Annotated in this window: 13 protein-coding genes; 11 read left to right on the forward strand and 2 right to left on the reverse strand. The window is 34.4% G+C overall.

The features are described 5' to 3' along the window. From KEM10_RS08945 to katG, 11 genes are all read left to right on the forward strand, one after another. A partial coding sequence (locus tag KEM10_RS08945) for a T9SS type A sorting domain-containing protein (RefSeq protein WP_212215650.1) occupies nucleotides 1–474 on the forward strand: 474 nt, incomplete at its 5' end. Between the two features lie 559 nt (nucleotides 475–1,033). Further along, nucleotides 1,034–1,681 carry a DUF6985 domain-containing protein gene (locus tag KEM10_RS08950; RefSeq protein WP_212215651.1) on the forward strand — a complete coding sequence of 216 codons (648 nt, stop codon included), beginning with the start codon at nucleotides 1,034–1,036 and terminating at the stop codon, nucleotides 1,679–1,681. 239 nt (nucleotides 1,682–1,920) lie between these two features. Then, complete coding sequence (locus KEM10_RS08955) at nucleotides 1,921–2,988, forward strand: DUF4238 domain-containing protein (RefSeq protein WP_212215652.1); 1,068 nt, start codon at nucleotides 1,921–1,923, stop codon at nucleotides 2,986–2,988. Between the two features lie 485 nt (nucleotides 2,989–3,473). Beyond that, on the forward strand, nucleotides 3,474–3,959 hold the full coding sequence (locus KEM10_RS08960; protein ID WP_212215653.1) for a hypothetical protein: 486 nt from the start codon (nucleotides 3,474–3,476) through the stop codon (nucleotides 3,957–3,959). Nucleotides 3,960–4,063: 104 nt separating this feature from the next. After that, a complete protein-coding gene (locus KEM10_RS08965; protein WP_212215654.1) occupies nucleotides 4,064–4,420 on the forward strand; it encodes a VOC family protein in 357 nt (118 codons plus the stop codon). Nucleotides 4,421–4,480: 60 nt separating this feature from the next. Beyond that, nucleotides 4,481–5,290, forward strand: coding sequence for an AraC family transcriptional regulator (locus KEM10_RS08970; RefSeq protein ID WP_212215655.1), 810 nt, complete (start codon nucleotides 4,481–4,483; stop codon nucleotides 5,288–5,290). A gap of 948 nt (nucleotides 5,291–6,238) precedes the next feature. Beyond that, on the forward strand, nucleotides 6,239–8,284 hold the full coding sequence (locus KEM10_RS08975) for a beta-propeller fold lactonase family protein (protein ID WP_212215656.1): 2,046 nt from the start codon (nucleotides 6,239–6,241) through the stop codon (nucleotides 8,282–8,284). 485 nt (nucleotides 8,285–8,769) lie between these two features. Continuing rightward, on the forward strand, nucleotides 8,770–9,156 hold the full coding sequence (locus KEM10_RS08980) for a hypothetical protein (protein ID WP_212215657.1): 387 nt from the start codon (nucleotides 8,770–8,772) through the stop codon (nucleotides 9,154–9,156). A gap of 71 nt (nucleotides 9,157–9,227) precedes the next feature. Continuing rightward, complete coding sequence (locus tag KEM10_RS08985) at nucleotides 9,228–10,442, forward strand: POT-type proton-dependent oligopeptide transporter (protein WP_212215658.1); 1,215 nt, start codon at nucleotides 9,228–9,230, stop codon at nucleotides 10,440–10,442. A gap of 227 nt (nucleotides 10,443–10,669) precedes the next feature. Continuing rightward, nucleotides 10,670–12,613, forward strand: coding sequence for a CocE/NonD family hydrolase (locus tag KEM10_RS08990; RefSeq protein ID WP_244825685.1), 1,944 nt, complete (start codon nucleotides 10,670–10,672; stop codon nucleotides 12,611–12,613). 241 nt (nucleotides 12,614–12,854) lie between these two features. Beyond that, the gene (gene katG / locus KEM10_RS08995) at nucleotides 12,855–15,023 is read left to right on the forward strand and encodes a catalase/peroxidase HPI (RefSeq protein ID WP_244825687.1); all 2,169 of its coding nucleotides are present in this window, start codon (nucleotides 12,855–12,857) and stop codon (nucleotides 15,021–15,023) included. A 72-nt stretch (nucleotides 15,024–15,095) separates the two neighbouring features. Here katG and KEM10_RS09000 read toward each other — a convergent pair whose 3' ends face one another. Next, nucleotides 15,096–16,379, reverse strand: coding sequence for a pectinesterase family protein (locus KEM10_RS09000; RefSeq protein WP_212215660.1), 1,284 nt, complete (start codon nucleotides 16,377–16,379; stop codon nucleotides 15,096–15,098). A gap of 5 nt (nucleotides 16,380–16,384) precedes the next feature. Then, nucleotides 16,385–17,161, reverse strand: coding sequence for a rhamnogalacturonan acetylesterase (locus KEM10_RS09005; protein WP_244825689.1), 777 nt, complete (start codon nucleotides 17,159–17,161; stop codon nucleotides 16,385–16,387). Between the last annotated feature and the right edge of the window lie 93 nt (nucleotides 17,162–17,254).

The raw sequence follows: 17,254 nt of genomic DNA on the forward strand, positions 1-17,254 counted from the left end.
GCCTTTGATAATGTCACAACAGCGTTAACTGTAACAGCTCAGTATACCATCAATAGCTATGAAGTTAGTTTTGTAGATTGGGACGGAGAGGTGTTGAAGACAGAAAATGTTGATTATGGAAGTTCAGCCACAGCCCCATTAGATCCAACACGCACAGGTTATAGCTTTACAGGTTGGGATGTCTCATATGATAATGTAACCAGTGATTTGACTGTGACAGCACAATATGATGTTGTTAATAGTGTGGTTGATGTACAGAAGAAAACGATAAAAATTTATCCTAATCCTGCCATTACTCAGTTTATACTAGAGGGAGCAGAAGGGGCTGATGTAAGTATTTATGATGCTGCCGGTAAATTAGTTAGGCGAATGTCGGATATTGTTAATAAACAATTAGTGTTGGTTAACGATTTACCTAAGGGAATATATTTCCTGAAAATTGGAACTGAAGTACATAGAGTAATTGTTCAATAAAAACTAAAAAGAGGTAATAGAACCTAGTGACTTGAGTAAAGTCTTTAAATATAGAGTTGGCAAGGGTATTGTATTTACGATACCCTTGACTTTTTCTAGAGGTCAGTCATAAGTTAGAACCCAGCAGATTATATCAAGACGATTAAGCGCCATGTAAATCGCCAACAGCTATTGGCTAATAGCTAACAGCTTTTTATCTTCTGTTTTACTTCGTTCAACTAAAAGTGCAGTGGTTTATTAGCATAATACGCGTATTCTGCTATTTTTGTAAACGCTAATTATTTAACCAGACACAATGAACCTATATTTCTTACCTATATGCTTTTACTTCCAAAAAAGTGCGTCAATTCCTTAATCGTTTATAAACGTATTTTCTTAAATAAACGACTATAAGTAATTAAAACGCTTTTATAACAGCCAAACCGGTATTTACAAAAGATTAGGTAGAGATGGCGTGTATATAGTAGTTGTAAACCATTTGGGCACAGACCTTCGAGCAATACCTAACTGGAAAAATGAGAAAAATAATTATAAAAGAATAGAACTAATGGACACTAATATGATACCAGGACTTATAAAAGCTGAATTTGGTTATGAGGGGACAATTAAACTAGATTCATGGGCTGGATTTCAAAGTAGAAATGGAGGTTATGGCTCAATTAGTTCGTCAGAAGACTTTGATGGCAGTTGTAGACTTGCAACCGGAGGAGATATGGCAGATAATAATCCAGAAATTAAGGATTTTCATATAAAAGCCTATGAATTTACAATTAAAAATCAGGAATTGATTAAAAACATGATTCTAGAATATCTGCAAAAGGAATATAAAGGCTTGCAAGAAGAGTATGGATATGATGATGAGGAAAAGGAACAATACATGCCCGATGTTTTGGACATAAGCGGGTTTAGGAAACTGATTGGATTATCTAATGTTCACTTGTTAAATGTGGAGAAAGAAGGTATTGGATATGTCGGTTATGAGTTCGGGTGCACGTGGGATAATGAACATGGATTCGGAGTGATGACACACAAAGATAGGATAGTTAGTTTTGGTGGTGCAGATTCTTCTTTTTTAACTTGGATTGCAAGAAAAGATATTGAACCGATTGAAAAAGAAACGGATGATTCTAAATCAGAGGAAACTGACACCCAAAATAAAACAGAGATTATAGATAACAGAAAACCTTGGTGGAAATTCTGGAAGTAAAAAACGGTTTACAACAATGTATAAAAAACATAAGTGGTTCAGTAGGTTACGAAGCTTTCGTACATTTAATCAGCTCCGCCAAATCTGCGATTTGACGGGTTGTTTTAAGAATATTAATTTGTGTCAAAACGCAAATTTGGCTCTGTGCAACTTGACAAGTAAGAGCTTCAAAATCACTTACGTTTCTTATACTTAACGTTGGCGGCAAGCAAGGTACATACTATAAATAAAAACTAAAATTGAGAAAGAAAAAGCATCATTTCATTCCAAAATTCATTTTAAGAAATTTTTCAGTTGACAATGGAATATTTCAATATAGGCATGATAGTGGAAAAATATTTAAAAGTTCAATTGAAGATGCTTTTGCTAAGAAAGACTTAAATACAATTGTAGATAATAATAAAGAGGAACATACAAATTTAATTGAGGATACTTACGATAAATATTTTGAACACCCTGCTAGTTTGTCAATTCAAAAAATATTAAATGATATAGAAAAGATTCCTCCATCAGGAAAAGATTTCTCTGCTGATGATTTCTTAACTTTATTACGGTTCACTATTCTTAGTAATTTAAGAACACCATACACAATGGCTGCGACACATCATGCAACCAGAGTCAGTGCTTATGGAATAGTTTTACTAAAATATTTTATGGATTTTGGAACGGTAAATTTTCCAGAGGAAATGGATATTGATAAAGGGATGTTGTTTGGTCATTTGGAGGATTTTGACGAATCAACAAGATTACTAGCTGATTTGAAATTAACACTTTATTATCATCGCTTACCTGATTGTTATTTTATTATACCTGATCAATTTGCAGTTATTTCATCTCCTAATAATTGCAAATTTTCTGATCCAGATTTGAAAATATATTTACCTATGTCAAGTAATGTTGTTGTATGCTTTGAAAGAATAGAAAGAGCTTTCTCAAAAGGAACGTGCGAGATTGACAAAAACTTTATAGAAAAGATAAACCTCTATTTCTTGAACAACTCATACGATTCTGTAGGCTGTCAGAATAAAGCATATCTAACTGAATTTATAAGACGTTATAAGAACAAATTTACACCGCTTACAAAGTTTAATCCATATAAGGGTTTTTCAAAAATCAAACAACAAATTCAATTTGAAATTATATCTAAACTTGCATTAAATAATTCAAACATAGATATAGAAAAGGGATTTTATACACACCTTAACAATAAACATGAATTTAAAATCCTTAATGAATCTGAATTTCAAGCTGAAGTTCACAAATTGAAAAGTACCATTAATATTAATAAAAGGATAACTCTATTATAAATGCCAGCCGCTAACACGCTAGTATAAAGCATATGGCGGTGGTGGTTTATAAGAAGTTGAGTGAGGTAATCGAACACCGCCAAATCTTTGATTTGGCTTTAGAAATGAAAAGGTAAAAACAAATAAAAGATTTGGCTCAGTGGAGTTTTGGAAGGTATGATTCGTTAAATAGCCATACGCTTCATCTAGCCAACGTTATGCGGCAGCTAAAACATCACAATACCCAAATATTAAAATTGAATAAGACATTTTATTATATAACGTTAATAATATCAGTATTAGGTATACCTTTCTTCGGGTTCGGAATAATTAATACAATGGTAAGCTTAAAATATGAGACTGAGAATCCAACTGACTGTATATCTTCTATCACAGGACAAGATTTATGTTTGACAATTCAAGTACTAAAAATTCTTATCGTAGCTTGTGTTGTGACAATAGTCTTGTTGTTAGCATTTAGGAACCGTATTTTAAAGATTAAATAGATGACAAGTAAGAACTTAAATTCAAAAGACAAACAGGCAGAACTTGAGAAGTTTCGGGACTTGATTTTGGCGACGCTTGACTATTATATCGAAAATGAGGTAATGCAAATGAATATTGCTGACTTTGACTCAAATGAATATTACAAAAATCTTAAAATCCAAACCGAAGAAAACTATCAAAAAGGACGACTGACAAAACTCAAGCAATGGTTTCGTGATTTTACAGAAATGCAGGTAGAAACAAGAGACTTGAAATTTAACAAGTATCTGCAAGAGAAAACCAAGTATGATATTGACATTTTTAAAGACTATTTCCAGCGAGTTGACAAAATAATTGAGAAAGGAAAAATTACAACAGACAACCAATTTTATGACATAAGTATAATGGTTGACCAACTTTGCCATATTGAACCAATTGACAATGTGAAAATTGAAAAGTTTAATGGGCTTCTAAGAGATTATGAAGAAAGAAAATCAAGAAAATAAAAAGCCGACCGCATTTAAAGAAATGTCGCAATATTACAATTACAAGAAATGGCTCCAATATAATTTTGTATCGTTAAATTCTTACAAACTAAAATTTTAAAACGATGAGAAAAATAATTTCTTGGGTAGAAATACCTGCAACGGACATTGAAAGAGCTGCAAAATTTTATAGTAAAGTGTTGAATCTAGAAATCCAAGTGATGGATTTTGGAAAGGAAAAAATGGCATGTTTCCCCAATGGAGAGGGTGCAATCTCTCAAGCCCCGGATTTTAATCCGGCACCGAATGGTGTTTTAGTGAGTTTTGACACAGAAAAAGGGTTGAGTGCTGCGTTGGATATTGTAGTGGAAAATGGAGGAGAAATAGTTCAATCTAAAACGAAAATTGAAGCAGAAGGCAGAGGGTATTTTGCTTTAATTATTGATACTGAAGGAAACAAAATTGGACTATACGAAGATTAATACTTAAAAAAAATAGAGACTTAATAACTTTGAGTCTCTGTTCTTTCTAAATGAGTTAAAATGGAATATAATATTTCTAAACCTTCAATGTTCTTATCTCAATACATTAAATACTATTGGAGTATAGAAAATTGTATGCCTGCAGGCAAAGAGCACATCCAAAGAATTGTTCCAAATGGATTATTTGAAATGATTTTTTATTTTGGAAATAAGCCAAAAACTACAGACCCAAATAAAGCAATTAATGATAATATCATCCTTACCGGTCAGTTGAAAAACTATCATGATTTAAAAGTTACCGGTAACCTTTCACTATTTGCAATATATTTTCTTCCTAATGGCATATCAATGTTTCTTGACTTACCAATTAAAGAAACATTTAATTATAGTATTCCTCTCCGGTTGCTAATTAAGGATAAAGTAAACCAACTTGAAGATGATTTATCACTTGCAGAAACTTTTGAACAAAGAATTGCGATTTCAGAAAATTTCCTGATTACCCAAATTCAGAAGAATGAAAAAAAATATAAATACGATAGAATTAGAAACGTTATTAATCATATAAACCAAGCCAAAGGCATCATAGATATAGAGGATTTAGCATCGAAAACCTTTTTGAGCAGAAAACAATTTGAACGCACATTCTCTGATTTTATTGGTACTTCACCGAAACAGTTTTTAAAGGTTGTTCGATTTCAGAATGCAATTTATGAGAAGTCAAAAAACACAGAATTAAATTTAACAGAAATTGCTCACAAGTGCGGTTATTTCGATCAATCACATATGATTAATGAATTTAAAGCATTATCGGGAAGAACACCCACAGATTATTTTGAAAATGGAGATTATTTTTCTGACTATTTTGGGTAAAAAAATGAAAGAAAAACAAATAAAAGCTTTGGCTCACTTGCGTTTTGAAAAGTTGGTTGGTTCAATCTCCATACACTTCATCCAGCAACCGCTAACCCCTGAATATATATACCTTAAAAAAGATGATTATCCTGTCACAATAATTAGCTCCCCACTCACTAAAGCAGTAAAACGGTTCTGCTTTAAAGTATGTAGGTGGAGTTAATGTGCTTAAATCATAATTATATTATCTGCATCCAGGTGTTTGTAAATAGTTAGAATAAGAAAATCAAAAGAGCACTAAAAGTTTTGTCAGATAATTGTTTCAATCAGGCAATTCTTAAAAGTTAACCTGCCCCTTTTAATGGCGAATACTATACAGAGCTACTTTTTAGAGGTGTTACAGATTGCCAATACTTAGTTGATTACTTCAAAGTATTTCATCGGAACGAAATTTAAGATAGATCATAATATTATTTAACGAAAAACGTTATGTTTATCAAATTTGATTCGGAATAAAAGCATGTAAAGGCGAAAAACCGAAATGTAACATGGAAAAATCCAATTTCAAGTTGATAATGACCTTTTTAATATTCAAGAGGGCTCAATTATTAGGGTTGCTCCTAATGGAAAAAGAACATGGCGAAACAATTCTGATGACATAATGATACTAATGGTAATTCAGTCAAAAGTAGGAAAATTAGAGAATTATAATGTTCTTGATGGCTTTGGAGTAAGTGGAGAAATTTTAAAATGAATGCAAAGAAGTAAACAAATAACTTTTATCAATAGGCTGTATAGATAGTGTGATTATGTTCGTGTTGTACTTGGTATTTACATGGATACAAGATTATATATAATTGACTTTCTGATTGAAGAAGGAGGTAAGGATGAGGTGTTTTTATTCTTAATGTATCATATTTTATAAATTTTATAATTATATTAGTTGAACAATATAAAAAATGAAATATGAAAAACTTTATACTATTTCTCTTCTTCATAATGGTAAATAAGATGAGTTTTGGTCAAGTCAAGTACTCAAATTCATTTATTGATGTAAATATCGAAGCCTCATTGGAGCTCTTTGGTACTGGTGATATTTTTATCCCACAAAACGGAAAATACCTTTATGCATTTTCTGATTATAAAATTCTTAAATATAATATTGATAGCAATACAGGTTTAGCTACGTCGGTAACCACCTTTCCAGATAAGTTAGGGGATCCAGATTCCTCTATGGGAACAGCTAAAGTAATTGCCTATACCAGTGATGATAAATATCTATTCATAGCTGATAAGGTTAATAATATGATGAACGTATTTGCCATTGATGATAATACAGGAGGCTGTGTTTACATTGAGACGATTTCTAATAGTGGAGAGATAAGTATTAATAGTCCGGAAAGTTTAACCATCAGTAAGGATAATAAATACCTGTATTTAATGTCAAATGATGATGATCAAATTACCATTTTTGAAATAAGTGATACCGGTAATCTTGTGCATGTAGGAAATAACAACCACCATTTATTATCAGATGTTTCAAGAATTGATGTCACACCAGATAATAAATATATCTATGCAACATCAGCTTTTGGTGACAAAATTTATGTTTATTCATTAAATAACACTAATGGTGACTTGAATTATTATAGTCAAATTGCAAGAGATGAAGAATCTGGAATATTAATAGATGGAATCAGAGATATTGCTTTTGATAAAAAAGGATATGTATATATAATTACAAGTAATGATGGAACTCTTGTGACCTTTAAATCTAATACAGATTATGGCGACTTAATCCATTATAAAACATTTATAAATGGAGTTAATAATGTCATTGGATTAGAGCAACCGATGTCGATTACAATAGATTCAAATCAAGGGGATATTTATGTCAGCTCAGCAAATAATTCACCATATATTAACAGGTTTTATTGGGATAAAGTAGATAACCTTGTTTATTCAAGACAATATTCTGAGGATGTGTCTGAATATTACATTTCTGATATTAAAATATCAAATGATTCAAGGTTTTTATATGGAGGAATGTATAGTAATACAATATGCTCTTTTTTTGAACTCGGAGCCTTTTTAAATGTGGGTGAAGATATAGGGGCTTGCGATGGAGATACAGTTCGGGTTTCGCCTGATCTTATTTTTGACAATTATCACTGGTCTGATGGAAGCAAAGATTCTTCATTGCTTGTAACTGAATCAACTCAAGTATATCTTGATGTTACAGACGAATTTGGTAGAATGGGAACAGATACTATTACTGTAACCTTTCATGAAATACCAGAAATAGAACTTGGTAACGATACTATTCTTTATTATTCCGATACATTAAGCATAGAAATTGACGATATATATACTTCGTATTTGTGGAATACAAATGAAACGAGTTATCAAACAGATATTGCGGCTGACTTAACTAAAGAAGATACTATTGTTTCGGTGATTGTTACGAATGAATATGGTTGTTGGGCAAGTGATTCAATTAATATAGATTTTACTTATCCTGAAATTAATTTAGGCAGTGATACAACCATTTATGTGGGTGATACTATTGTTCTTAGTATTGAAGATATTTATGAAAGTTATTTATGGAGTACGGGAGAAACATCCAATCAAATATCAATTGTGGCTGACTCAATCCACACAGATACAACTGTATTTGTAAGTGTAGAAGGTGTGTTTAACTGGTATTCTACTGATACCATTGTTATTCAATACAATATTGATGACGCAATAAATACACTTTCGGAATTCAATAATATTGTATTGTTCCCAAATCCTTTTACCAGCATTCTTAATCTTAGAAATATTGATAATGCCAAGATAAGTAGAGTAATGCTGGTTGATGTTACTGGTAAAATCGTATATGTAGATAATAAAGAGATGCGTTCAGATGTGGAATATAACTTTTCCAATTTAGAGAAAGGTCTCTATTTTATGATAATACATTTACCAAATAAAGTATTGACGTATAGTGTGCTTAAAAAGAGTCAATAATTTTTATCTAACATATAATATTGATTGAGATATGACTGGTTTTACTAATTAGTAATTGCAATTTCTTTCATTCCACCACCTGAGACAATGGATTAATTAATTCTTAGCTGTGATTTTAATAATGGTTACAATACCAATTATTTATTCATTTAGATTGCATAAAAAAATCTTCAAGAAAATAAATTGATTGAGGTTCTACATCAATTTCAAACTTACATTATTTAAGAACTTCAATATACAAAACTAAAATATGTGTTAATACGCATAAGTTTTTTATATTTATATCCGTATTGCTATTATTCTCAATTCTTTTATTGCATTAAGTGCTTCAATATTATTACATATTCATAGTTGGTTTTTTAATTGCCACTTATTACCAGAATTGATTAGATATAATTGTAATTGTTTATGGATTAGTAACATAAACGCTATTTAAATAGCCATTAATTTTATCAGAAAACATTATAAATCTTTTAAAAAATCTAATGAATACAAATCAATCTTTTAACCTGAGTGCCGACATATTTGGAAGTTTACCAGCCATTTTTATGAAATTGGTTTTCGTTATTATAACTGTGTATGTTATTATGATGATTTTAAATTTTCTGCGCGACAAGTTTATACATAAAGAATCAACAAAAAAAGAAGATCATATCGATAACCTTTTAATTCTTCTCAGTAAGATATTTTTAATATCTGGCTTTGGGTTTATAATAGCTAATACAGTTAAATTATTTTTACAACAGGCAACCACCAGAGGAAATATTCAAAAAGGGGAGTGGAATGACCTGACCTTTGGTATTATTATAATTTTTATAAGTATTGCTCTTAATGCTGGTCGTAAAGTGTTGGTAAGGAAAAGGACGGAGTAAATGGTATTATTTCTTTCAAATAATAAACAATAATATTCATGCTTAAAAGGATTCAACCAACAGAATAACAAATGAGAAAGATAAGTCACCAAAAACACAACAAAGAAACTTTTTATTTCAGTATGTCAAGGATGCTTGAAAGAGTATCATTCTATGGCTTAAGAGCGCTGATAGTTTTGTACATGACTGGAGAAATTCTACGAATGGATAGCAACGAATCTACGGGGATTTATAGTTGGTTTATTGGTTCAATATTAATAAGTCAGGTTGTAGGTGCTTTATTAGGAGATTTATTGATAGGAAATAAGAAAGCCATTTATATAGGTGGAGTAATACAAGCCATAGGAGCACTTAGTTTATGCATTCCTTCAATAATCGGATTGTATCTTGGGTTATTTTTGATTGTTGTTGGAGGCGGATTATATACACCTAATATAATATCCAACTTTGGAAAGTCATATTTGAATAAACCCAAGTTGTTAGATGCCGGTTTTACACTCTTTTATTTAGTAGTGAATTTTGGCTCTATGCTGGGTTTAGCACTCATTCCATTAGTGGTAGGACAATGGGGCTATCAGATTGGGTTTGCACTTACAGGTATTTTAATGTTGTTATCATTAGTTCCTATACGCTATACCAATAAATATGATGTCAAAGATTTTCAAAGATCGATTTCTCCAATAGGGAGAAGAATTTTAAACATTGTTATTGCCTTACTGGCTGTTGGCTTGTTTTGGGGAACTTTTGAAATTTCCAATATAAGAATCTATCAGATACAAATACATTTAAGCGAAATACCAACCCTAAATATAACTAATCTTTGGTGGCAAACTATTAATTCAATGTCTGTTACGGTGTTTGCATTGATTGCCATTGTTTTATGGACTTATGTCTATAATTGTCAACTTTTTAAATTGGCCATAGGATTTATTTTAGGTTCCATAGCATTTGCCATTTTACTTCTTATTCCTGAAGTACCTACACAACAACATGCAATCATTTATTTAATATCTTTGTTATTATTAAGTGCCTCTGAAATTCATATAGCACCAATTATTCATTCAATTCTTACAAAATATTCCAATCCAAAATATTTAGCCACTTTTATTAGTTTGGCATTTTTACCAACAAAACTGTTTGCTATTCTTTTCGGTATGTTCAATCACAAATTTGTGGATCAATCCATATTGGGTTTAAAAATAGGAATGGGAGTTATGATTGGAATAGGTTTTGGATTAATTGTCTATTTGATCTATACCAGAAGAATAAATAGCAGTGAAGAATAGCTAAGGCTGAAACTAAATTACAAGGAATGAATTAAAGCCTCAGTTGCTTTAGTAATTATAAAATTTCGCCGTAAATAGTAATTTCTACATCTTTGGAAACAATACCAAGGTATGCTGTGTTTCTGTTATTTGTTTGATAACTACCGGTTACGTAATCGCGTAATCAAATTATAATAAAACAACAGACATACCTGTGTCTTTAACCCATTTAGAAAAAGATTATTACAATGACAAAAGTACTTAAGTTACTCATTAGTCTGTTACATTCAATTAAAACAACCCTGATGGGAAGTGTTAATCGTGTATCAACAAGATCAATAGTATTGGTAGGGTTGATTATATTGAGCTCATTAGCTAACGGAGCCAATCACGATACTGAATATTTGCTAGCAAATTACACCAAAACAGAAGTGGAAATTCCCATGCGCGATGGAGTAAAGCTGTTTGCTGTTATTTATGCTCCCAAAGACCAATCGGTTAGCTATCCTATTTTGTATAATAGAACACCGTACAATGTGGCCCCTTATGGTGATGAATATGGTTTTAACTTTCGAAGAGGCTTATTTCCGGAGTTTCTGCGCGAAGGATTTATATTCGTATTTCAGGATGTACGTGGTCGTTTTATGTCAGAAGGCAAATACCAGCACATGACTCCTTTTGTAGCCAATAAAACAAAAAGTACCGATGTAGATGAAAGTTCCGATGCTTATGATACGGTTGACTGGCTGATTAAGAATGTTGATAATAACAATGGACGAGTGGGAATGTGGGGTATTTCCTATCCGGGCTATTATACCTCATGCGCAGCTATTGATGCTCATCCTGCACTAAAATGTGTTTCTCCACAGGCTCCTATTTCCGATTGGTTTTATGATGATCCGCATCATCATGGTGCCTTTTTTCTATTAAATATGGGATTTTTTGGAGCTATGGATGTTCCAAGGAAACACCCTTACCAAGATTGGATTAAACCATACGACTGGAAAAATCCTGATTCTTATGATTTCTTTATGAAGTTGGGGCCTTTATCCAACGTAAAAAACAACTATTTTGGTGATAGTATTACTTTCTGGAATAAACTGGCAGAGCACCCTAATTACGACCAGTTCTGGCAAGACAGGAATATTCTTCCTCACCTGAAAAATATTAAACCGGCTGTTCTGGTTGTGGGTGGTTGGTATGATGCAGAAGATTTGTATGGAACTTTCAATACCTATGAAGCCATTCAAAAGAATTCACCCAAAGGTGATAAGCGAATAGTGATTGGCCCCTGGATTCATGGGGGATGGGCTCGTACCGATGGTGATTATCTGGGCAATGTATCGTTTGATCAGAAGACATCACTTTATTACCGTCACCAAATTGAATTGCCTTTTTTTAGATATTATCTGAAGGATCAGGGGACTATGGATCTGGCTCAGGCAACCCTGTTTATGACCGGCAAAAACGAATGGAGAAAGTTTGAGCAATGGCCACCCAAAGAACTGGAAGAAACAAAATTGTATTTGCACGACCAGAGTAAGCTGTCATTTGATGCTTTGTCTGGAGCTGAACAACCTTTTGATGAATTTGTAAGTGATCCGTCTAAACCCGTTCCTTACACCGAAGAGACAGCATTTGACATGACCAAAGAATATATGACCGACGATCAGCGTTTTGCAGGCCGTCGTCCTGATGTGTTGGTCTTCGAAACCGAAGTGTTGGAAGATGAAGTGATATTGGCCGGTCCGCTAATGGCTCATTTAAAGGTTTCAACCACCGGAACGGATGCTGATTGGGTTGTTAAATTAATTGATGTTTATCCATCGGATGCTGAAGATAATCCACATACCCGCGAAGGTTTAAAAATGGCAGGTTATCAGCAAATGGTGCGGAGCGAAGTCATACGCGGCCGTTTCCGTAATAGCTATGAATTTCCCGAACCTTTTACACCTGGTAAAGTGGAAGATGTCAATCTTGAACTTCAGGATGTATTGCACTGCTTTAAAAAAGGACATAAGATTATGATTCAAATACAAAGCACCTGGTTTCCCTTGGTTGACCGTAATCCTCAAAAATATGTGGATAATATTTTTGATGCCGGGCCTGAAGACTTTATTAAAGCTACACATAGGGTTTATCATTCAAAGAAAAATCAATCTTTTATAGAAGTTAGTCTGTTGAAGGAATAGCAATGTTGAAAAGTTATAGGTTAGGCAGAATAATGACTTCGTATGATTAATATTTGCATTATTTATATATTATTTTGGATCTGATTTTAATAATGTCGTAAATAAAATACAGTGTTAATCCTTGTTTCAGGATATCATAAATTTGAGTGATGTAAGTATCGATATTTTCTATTTTCTAAATGTATCGTCGTTCCGTATCTTTATTTAAAAGATTGAATATTAATTAATAAAACGAATGGTTATGCATAAAGAACACTCAAGTGGAGGAAAATGTCCGGTAATGCACGGAAGTAATACAGCTGCAGGTTCAACTGTAATGGATTGGTGGCCCAATGCCCTTAATCTGGATATTTTACATCAGCACGATACAAAGACTAACCCGCTCGGGAAGGATTTTAACTACAGAGAAGAATTAAAGAAACTAGATGTAGAGGCTTTGAAGAAAGATTTACATCAATTAATGACCGATAGTCAGGAGTGGTGGCCTGCCGATTGGGGCCATTATGGAGGTTTAATGATTCGAATGGCCTGGCATGCGGCCGGTTCGTACCGAATAGCAGATGGTAGAGGTGGAGGAGGTACCGGTAATCAGCGCTTCGCTCCCTTAAATTCATGGCCCGATAATGTTAGTCTGGATAAAGCAAGACGTTTGCTATGGCCCGTTAAGCAGAAATATGGTAACAAAGTAAGTTGGGCCGATTTGATTATACTGGCCGGTAACATCGCTTACGAAAGCATGGGGTTAAAAACCTTTGGTTTTGCTTTTGGTCGCGAAGATATCTGGCATCCTGAGAAAGATACTTATTGGGGAGCTGAGAAAGAATGGCTGGCTCCAAGTGATGAGCGCTATGATAGCGTAGATAAACCCGAGACCATGGAGAATCCTTTGGCGGCTGTTCAAATGGGATTAATCTATGTAAATCCGGAAGGAGTCAATGGTAAATCTGACCCGTTAAAGACAGCAAAGCAAATGCGAGAAACATTCCGCCGTATGGCAATGAATGACGAGGAAACTGTTGCTCTTACCGCCGGAGGACATACGGTTGGGAAAACACATGGAAATGGAGATGCTGATAAGTTAGGACCCGATCCTGAATCTGCAGGTGTAGAGGAGCAAGGTCTGGGCTGGTCTAATCCTCATAAATCAGGTAAAGGACGTTATACAGTTACCAGTGGTTTAGAAGGTGCCTGGACAACAAACCCAACTAAATGGGATAACGGTTTCTTTGAAATGTTATTTAAACATGATTGGGAGCTTCGCAAGAGTCCTGCCGGTGCTACACAATGGGAGCCTGTTAGTATAGCTGAGGAGGATAAACCTGCTGATGTAGAGGATTTCTCCATTAAAAATAATCCTATGATGACGGATGCCGATATGGCATTAAAAATAGATCCGGAATACCGGAAGATATCAGAGAAGTTTATGAATGACTTTGATGCTTTCTCTGATGCTTTTGCCCGAGCATGGTTCAAATTAACTCATCGCGATATGGGACCGAAAGCTCGATATTTTGGACCTGATGTACCCGAAGAAGATTTAATTTGGCAAGATCCTGTTCCGGTAGGGAAAAAGGAATATGACGTGGAGGCTGTAAAAGCTAAAATAGCATCATCAGGGTTAAGTAATTCCGATATGATATCAACAGCCTGGGATAGTGCACGTACGTTCCGTGGCTCCGATATGCGAGGAGGGGCTAATGGGGCCCGAATTCGATTAGCACCGCAAAAAGACTGGGAAGGTAATGAGCCGGAACGTTTGTCAAAAGTACTTTCGGTGTTGGAACCTATTGCCGCTGAATTTAAGATTAGCGTAGCCGATGTAATTGTGCTGGCAGGTAATGTAGGTTTAGAGAAAGCCGCTGAAAAAGCCGGATATTCAATCAGTGTTCCTTTTGCTCCGGGTAGAGGAGATGCAAACGATGAAATGACCGACGCTGATTCTTTTGCTCCTTTGGAACCGGTAGCTGATGGTTATAGAAACTGGATGAAGAAAGATTATGTGGTAAGTCCGGAAGAATTATTGCTCGACAGAACACAGTTGATGGGACTGACAGCCGTTGAAATGACCGTTTTATTGGGAGGCATGCGTGTGATGGATACTAATTATGGAGGAACCAAATTCGGTGTTTTAACTGACCAGGCTGGCGCCTTAAGCAATGACTTTTTTGTCAATCTTACCGATATGAGTTACTACTGGAAACCACTTTCGAATGGAACTTATGAAATATGCAGTCGACAAACTGGAAAGGCTCGCTGGACGGCAACCCGTGTTGATTTGGTATTTGGTTCCAATTCGGTACTACGTTCCTATGCTGAATTCTATGCCCAGGAAGATAACAAAGAAAGATTTCTGCAGGATTTTGTAAAAGCCTGGACTAAGGTTATGAATGCTGATAGATTTGATATATAAAACTTACATCAGAAGAAAAGCCCGGTTTTTTTCCGGGCTTTTGTTGTTTTATAGAGAATAAAGTTATGGCTTTTATTTCATTTTTACGATTTCCATGTATTTACTATTAGAAATCGAAATAGAGTCACTTTTACTATAGACCCTTTCGTTGGCGCTCGCAATATTTCCCCAAATTCTACCATTTACCAAAGTAAATGATTCTTTAAAGTCGTCTTTACTAAGAGCTTGATCAGATTTAAGCTCCAGTATATCTCTTCCTTTTCCTTGAATCAATGATAATGTTTTACCAGTAGCAGTTGCTATTTTAAGATCGGAGTTTACTCCAACTGATTCTTTGAAATAAATTAAGACGGTATGAAAATCTTCTTTTAATGTTATTTCTCTTATTTGTGGCAATTCCTTCATTTCAGGATCCCATTGTTCATTAAAAGTCCATCTGGCAGTCATATCATTAGCCGTAACTTTAAATATTCCAAATTGAAAATTATCATTAAACCAGTTATATTGAAAGCCATCTCCTTTGCAACCAGAGAAGTAATATCGGTCTTTCCAGAAATAGGGACGAGTTTTCTCAGGTCTGTCAGGGTAACTTACAAAATAGATAGGTTTCTTAGACATCCCTTTGCCAAAGGTGCAGTCAATTAAAAAAAAGGCTGCTTCGTAATGATGCCGTCCTAGTTGCCACCCCTCAACGCCGGTAAAGGAGCAATTCTTTAACACAAACTTTTTATTCTTATCATCTACTCCGGCATGCCATAGTGTAGCCGTTTTCTTTAACTGATGAAACTCAGAATTTTTGATGTAGCACCACCCTCGCGGACAAACAAAATCGACGCAACCCTCAAAATAACAGTTGGAATGATAATACTTTCCGTGCTTGTAATTCCATAACGAAACAGTATCTCCTCCTTTGCTTATAACATTGCAATTGGTAATAATGGTGCGTGTTCCTGTTCCCAGAATGGCAAAGGCATGAGGTCCCACCTCTGGTTGAGTGTTTCTAATAGTCAGATTGTCGAGAATGATATCATCGGCTTCGATATTAATAACAGCCGGACCAATAATATCAGGGTTTTCAATCCAATGTTCGCGCAGTTGCGCATATTCAATAATGGTACTATCGCGGCTTTCTCCCTGTATGGTAATATAATCCTGTTCAAGACGAATTTTCTCTGTGTAAACACCATTCTTTACAAATATTACCACGCGTTGATAGCTGTAATAGGGCAGTTGTTTGATGGCTTCAGTTAGAGTGGTATAATCTCCACTACCATCTGTAGCAACCACTATGTCCTTTTTTTTAGCCCAAAGTTGGATACTTAAGAGTGTTAAGAGGATGGTTAAAAGAAGTTTCATGTTTCTTACTTTTCAATAGTAATATCTTTTCGTATTGCTAAGTCAGACTCTTTAATGGCATATGCTGCCAGGCGTGCCATTTCAGTAGCTCCCTTATCATTAAAATGGGTGTTGTCATCCCTTCCGTTCGGGTAATTCTCCCAAACGCCCGGCTCGGCAATTAAGAACAGTTCTTTTGACTTTTCTTCACCGTATTCAATAATTAGCTCTTCCGATAATTGGTGCATATCAATTAATGTAGCTTCTTTGTCGCTCGCTGCTTTTCTTGTCATTTCAGGGTATTGTCCATGCGTATCGTAAAATTGTCCGTTTTCATCAAAGCGGCGGCGCATTACCGGAGTAAGTAAAACCGGAGTTGCTTCTTTAGAGCGGACATCATCAACAAAACCACACAGGTTCGTATAGAAGTCTTCAGGTGAAGAATATCGGTCTTCTCGTTTCACTTTTTCATCATTATGGCCAAACTGAATAAAAACATAATCACCCGGTTGTAATAGGCCCATTATCGAATCCCAGCGACCTTCTGTTACAAAGGATTTAGAGCTTCTTCCGTTTTTTGCATGATTGGCAACCGTAACTTTTTCAGAAAGAAAATCCTTTAGGTGTTCGCCCCATCCTGTCTCAGGTCGTTTATCCGCTTTTTTTTCAGCCATTGTTGAATCGCCGGCAAGATAGATAGTATAAGGCTTGCTTTGGGTGCAACTGAAAACTGTTGTTAATAGAATAAATGCAATAAAATAAAATAGTTTGTTAATGTTAGTTTGATTTGTGAATGGTATCATAGTATTTTGATTTATCGTTATTGAGAATTGCTAAAATAAATAATGTATGTTGGTTTATTAATTATTCTGGTGAATAAAATTGATTTTCAATAG

It is taken from the genome of Carboxylicivirga linearis, assembly GCF_018271995.1.
GTDB classification, from domain to species: Bacteria; Bacteroidota; Bacteroidia; order Bacteroidales; family Marinilabiliaceae; genus Carboxylicivirga; species Carboxylicivirga linearis.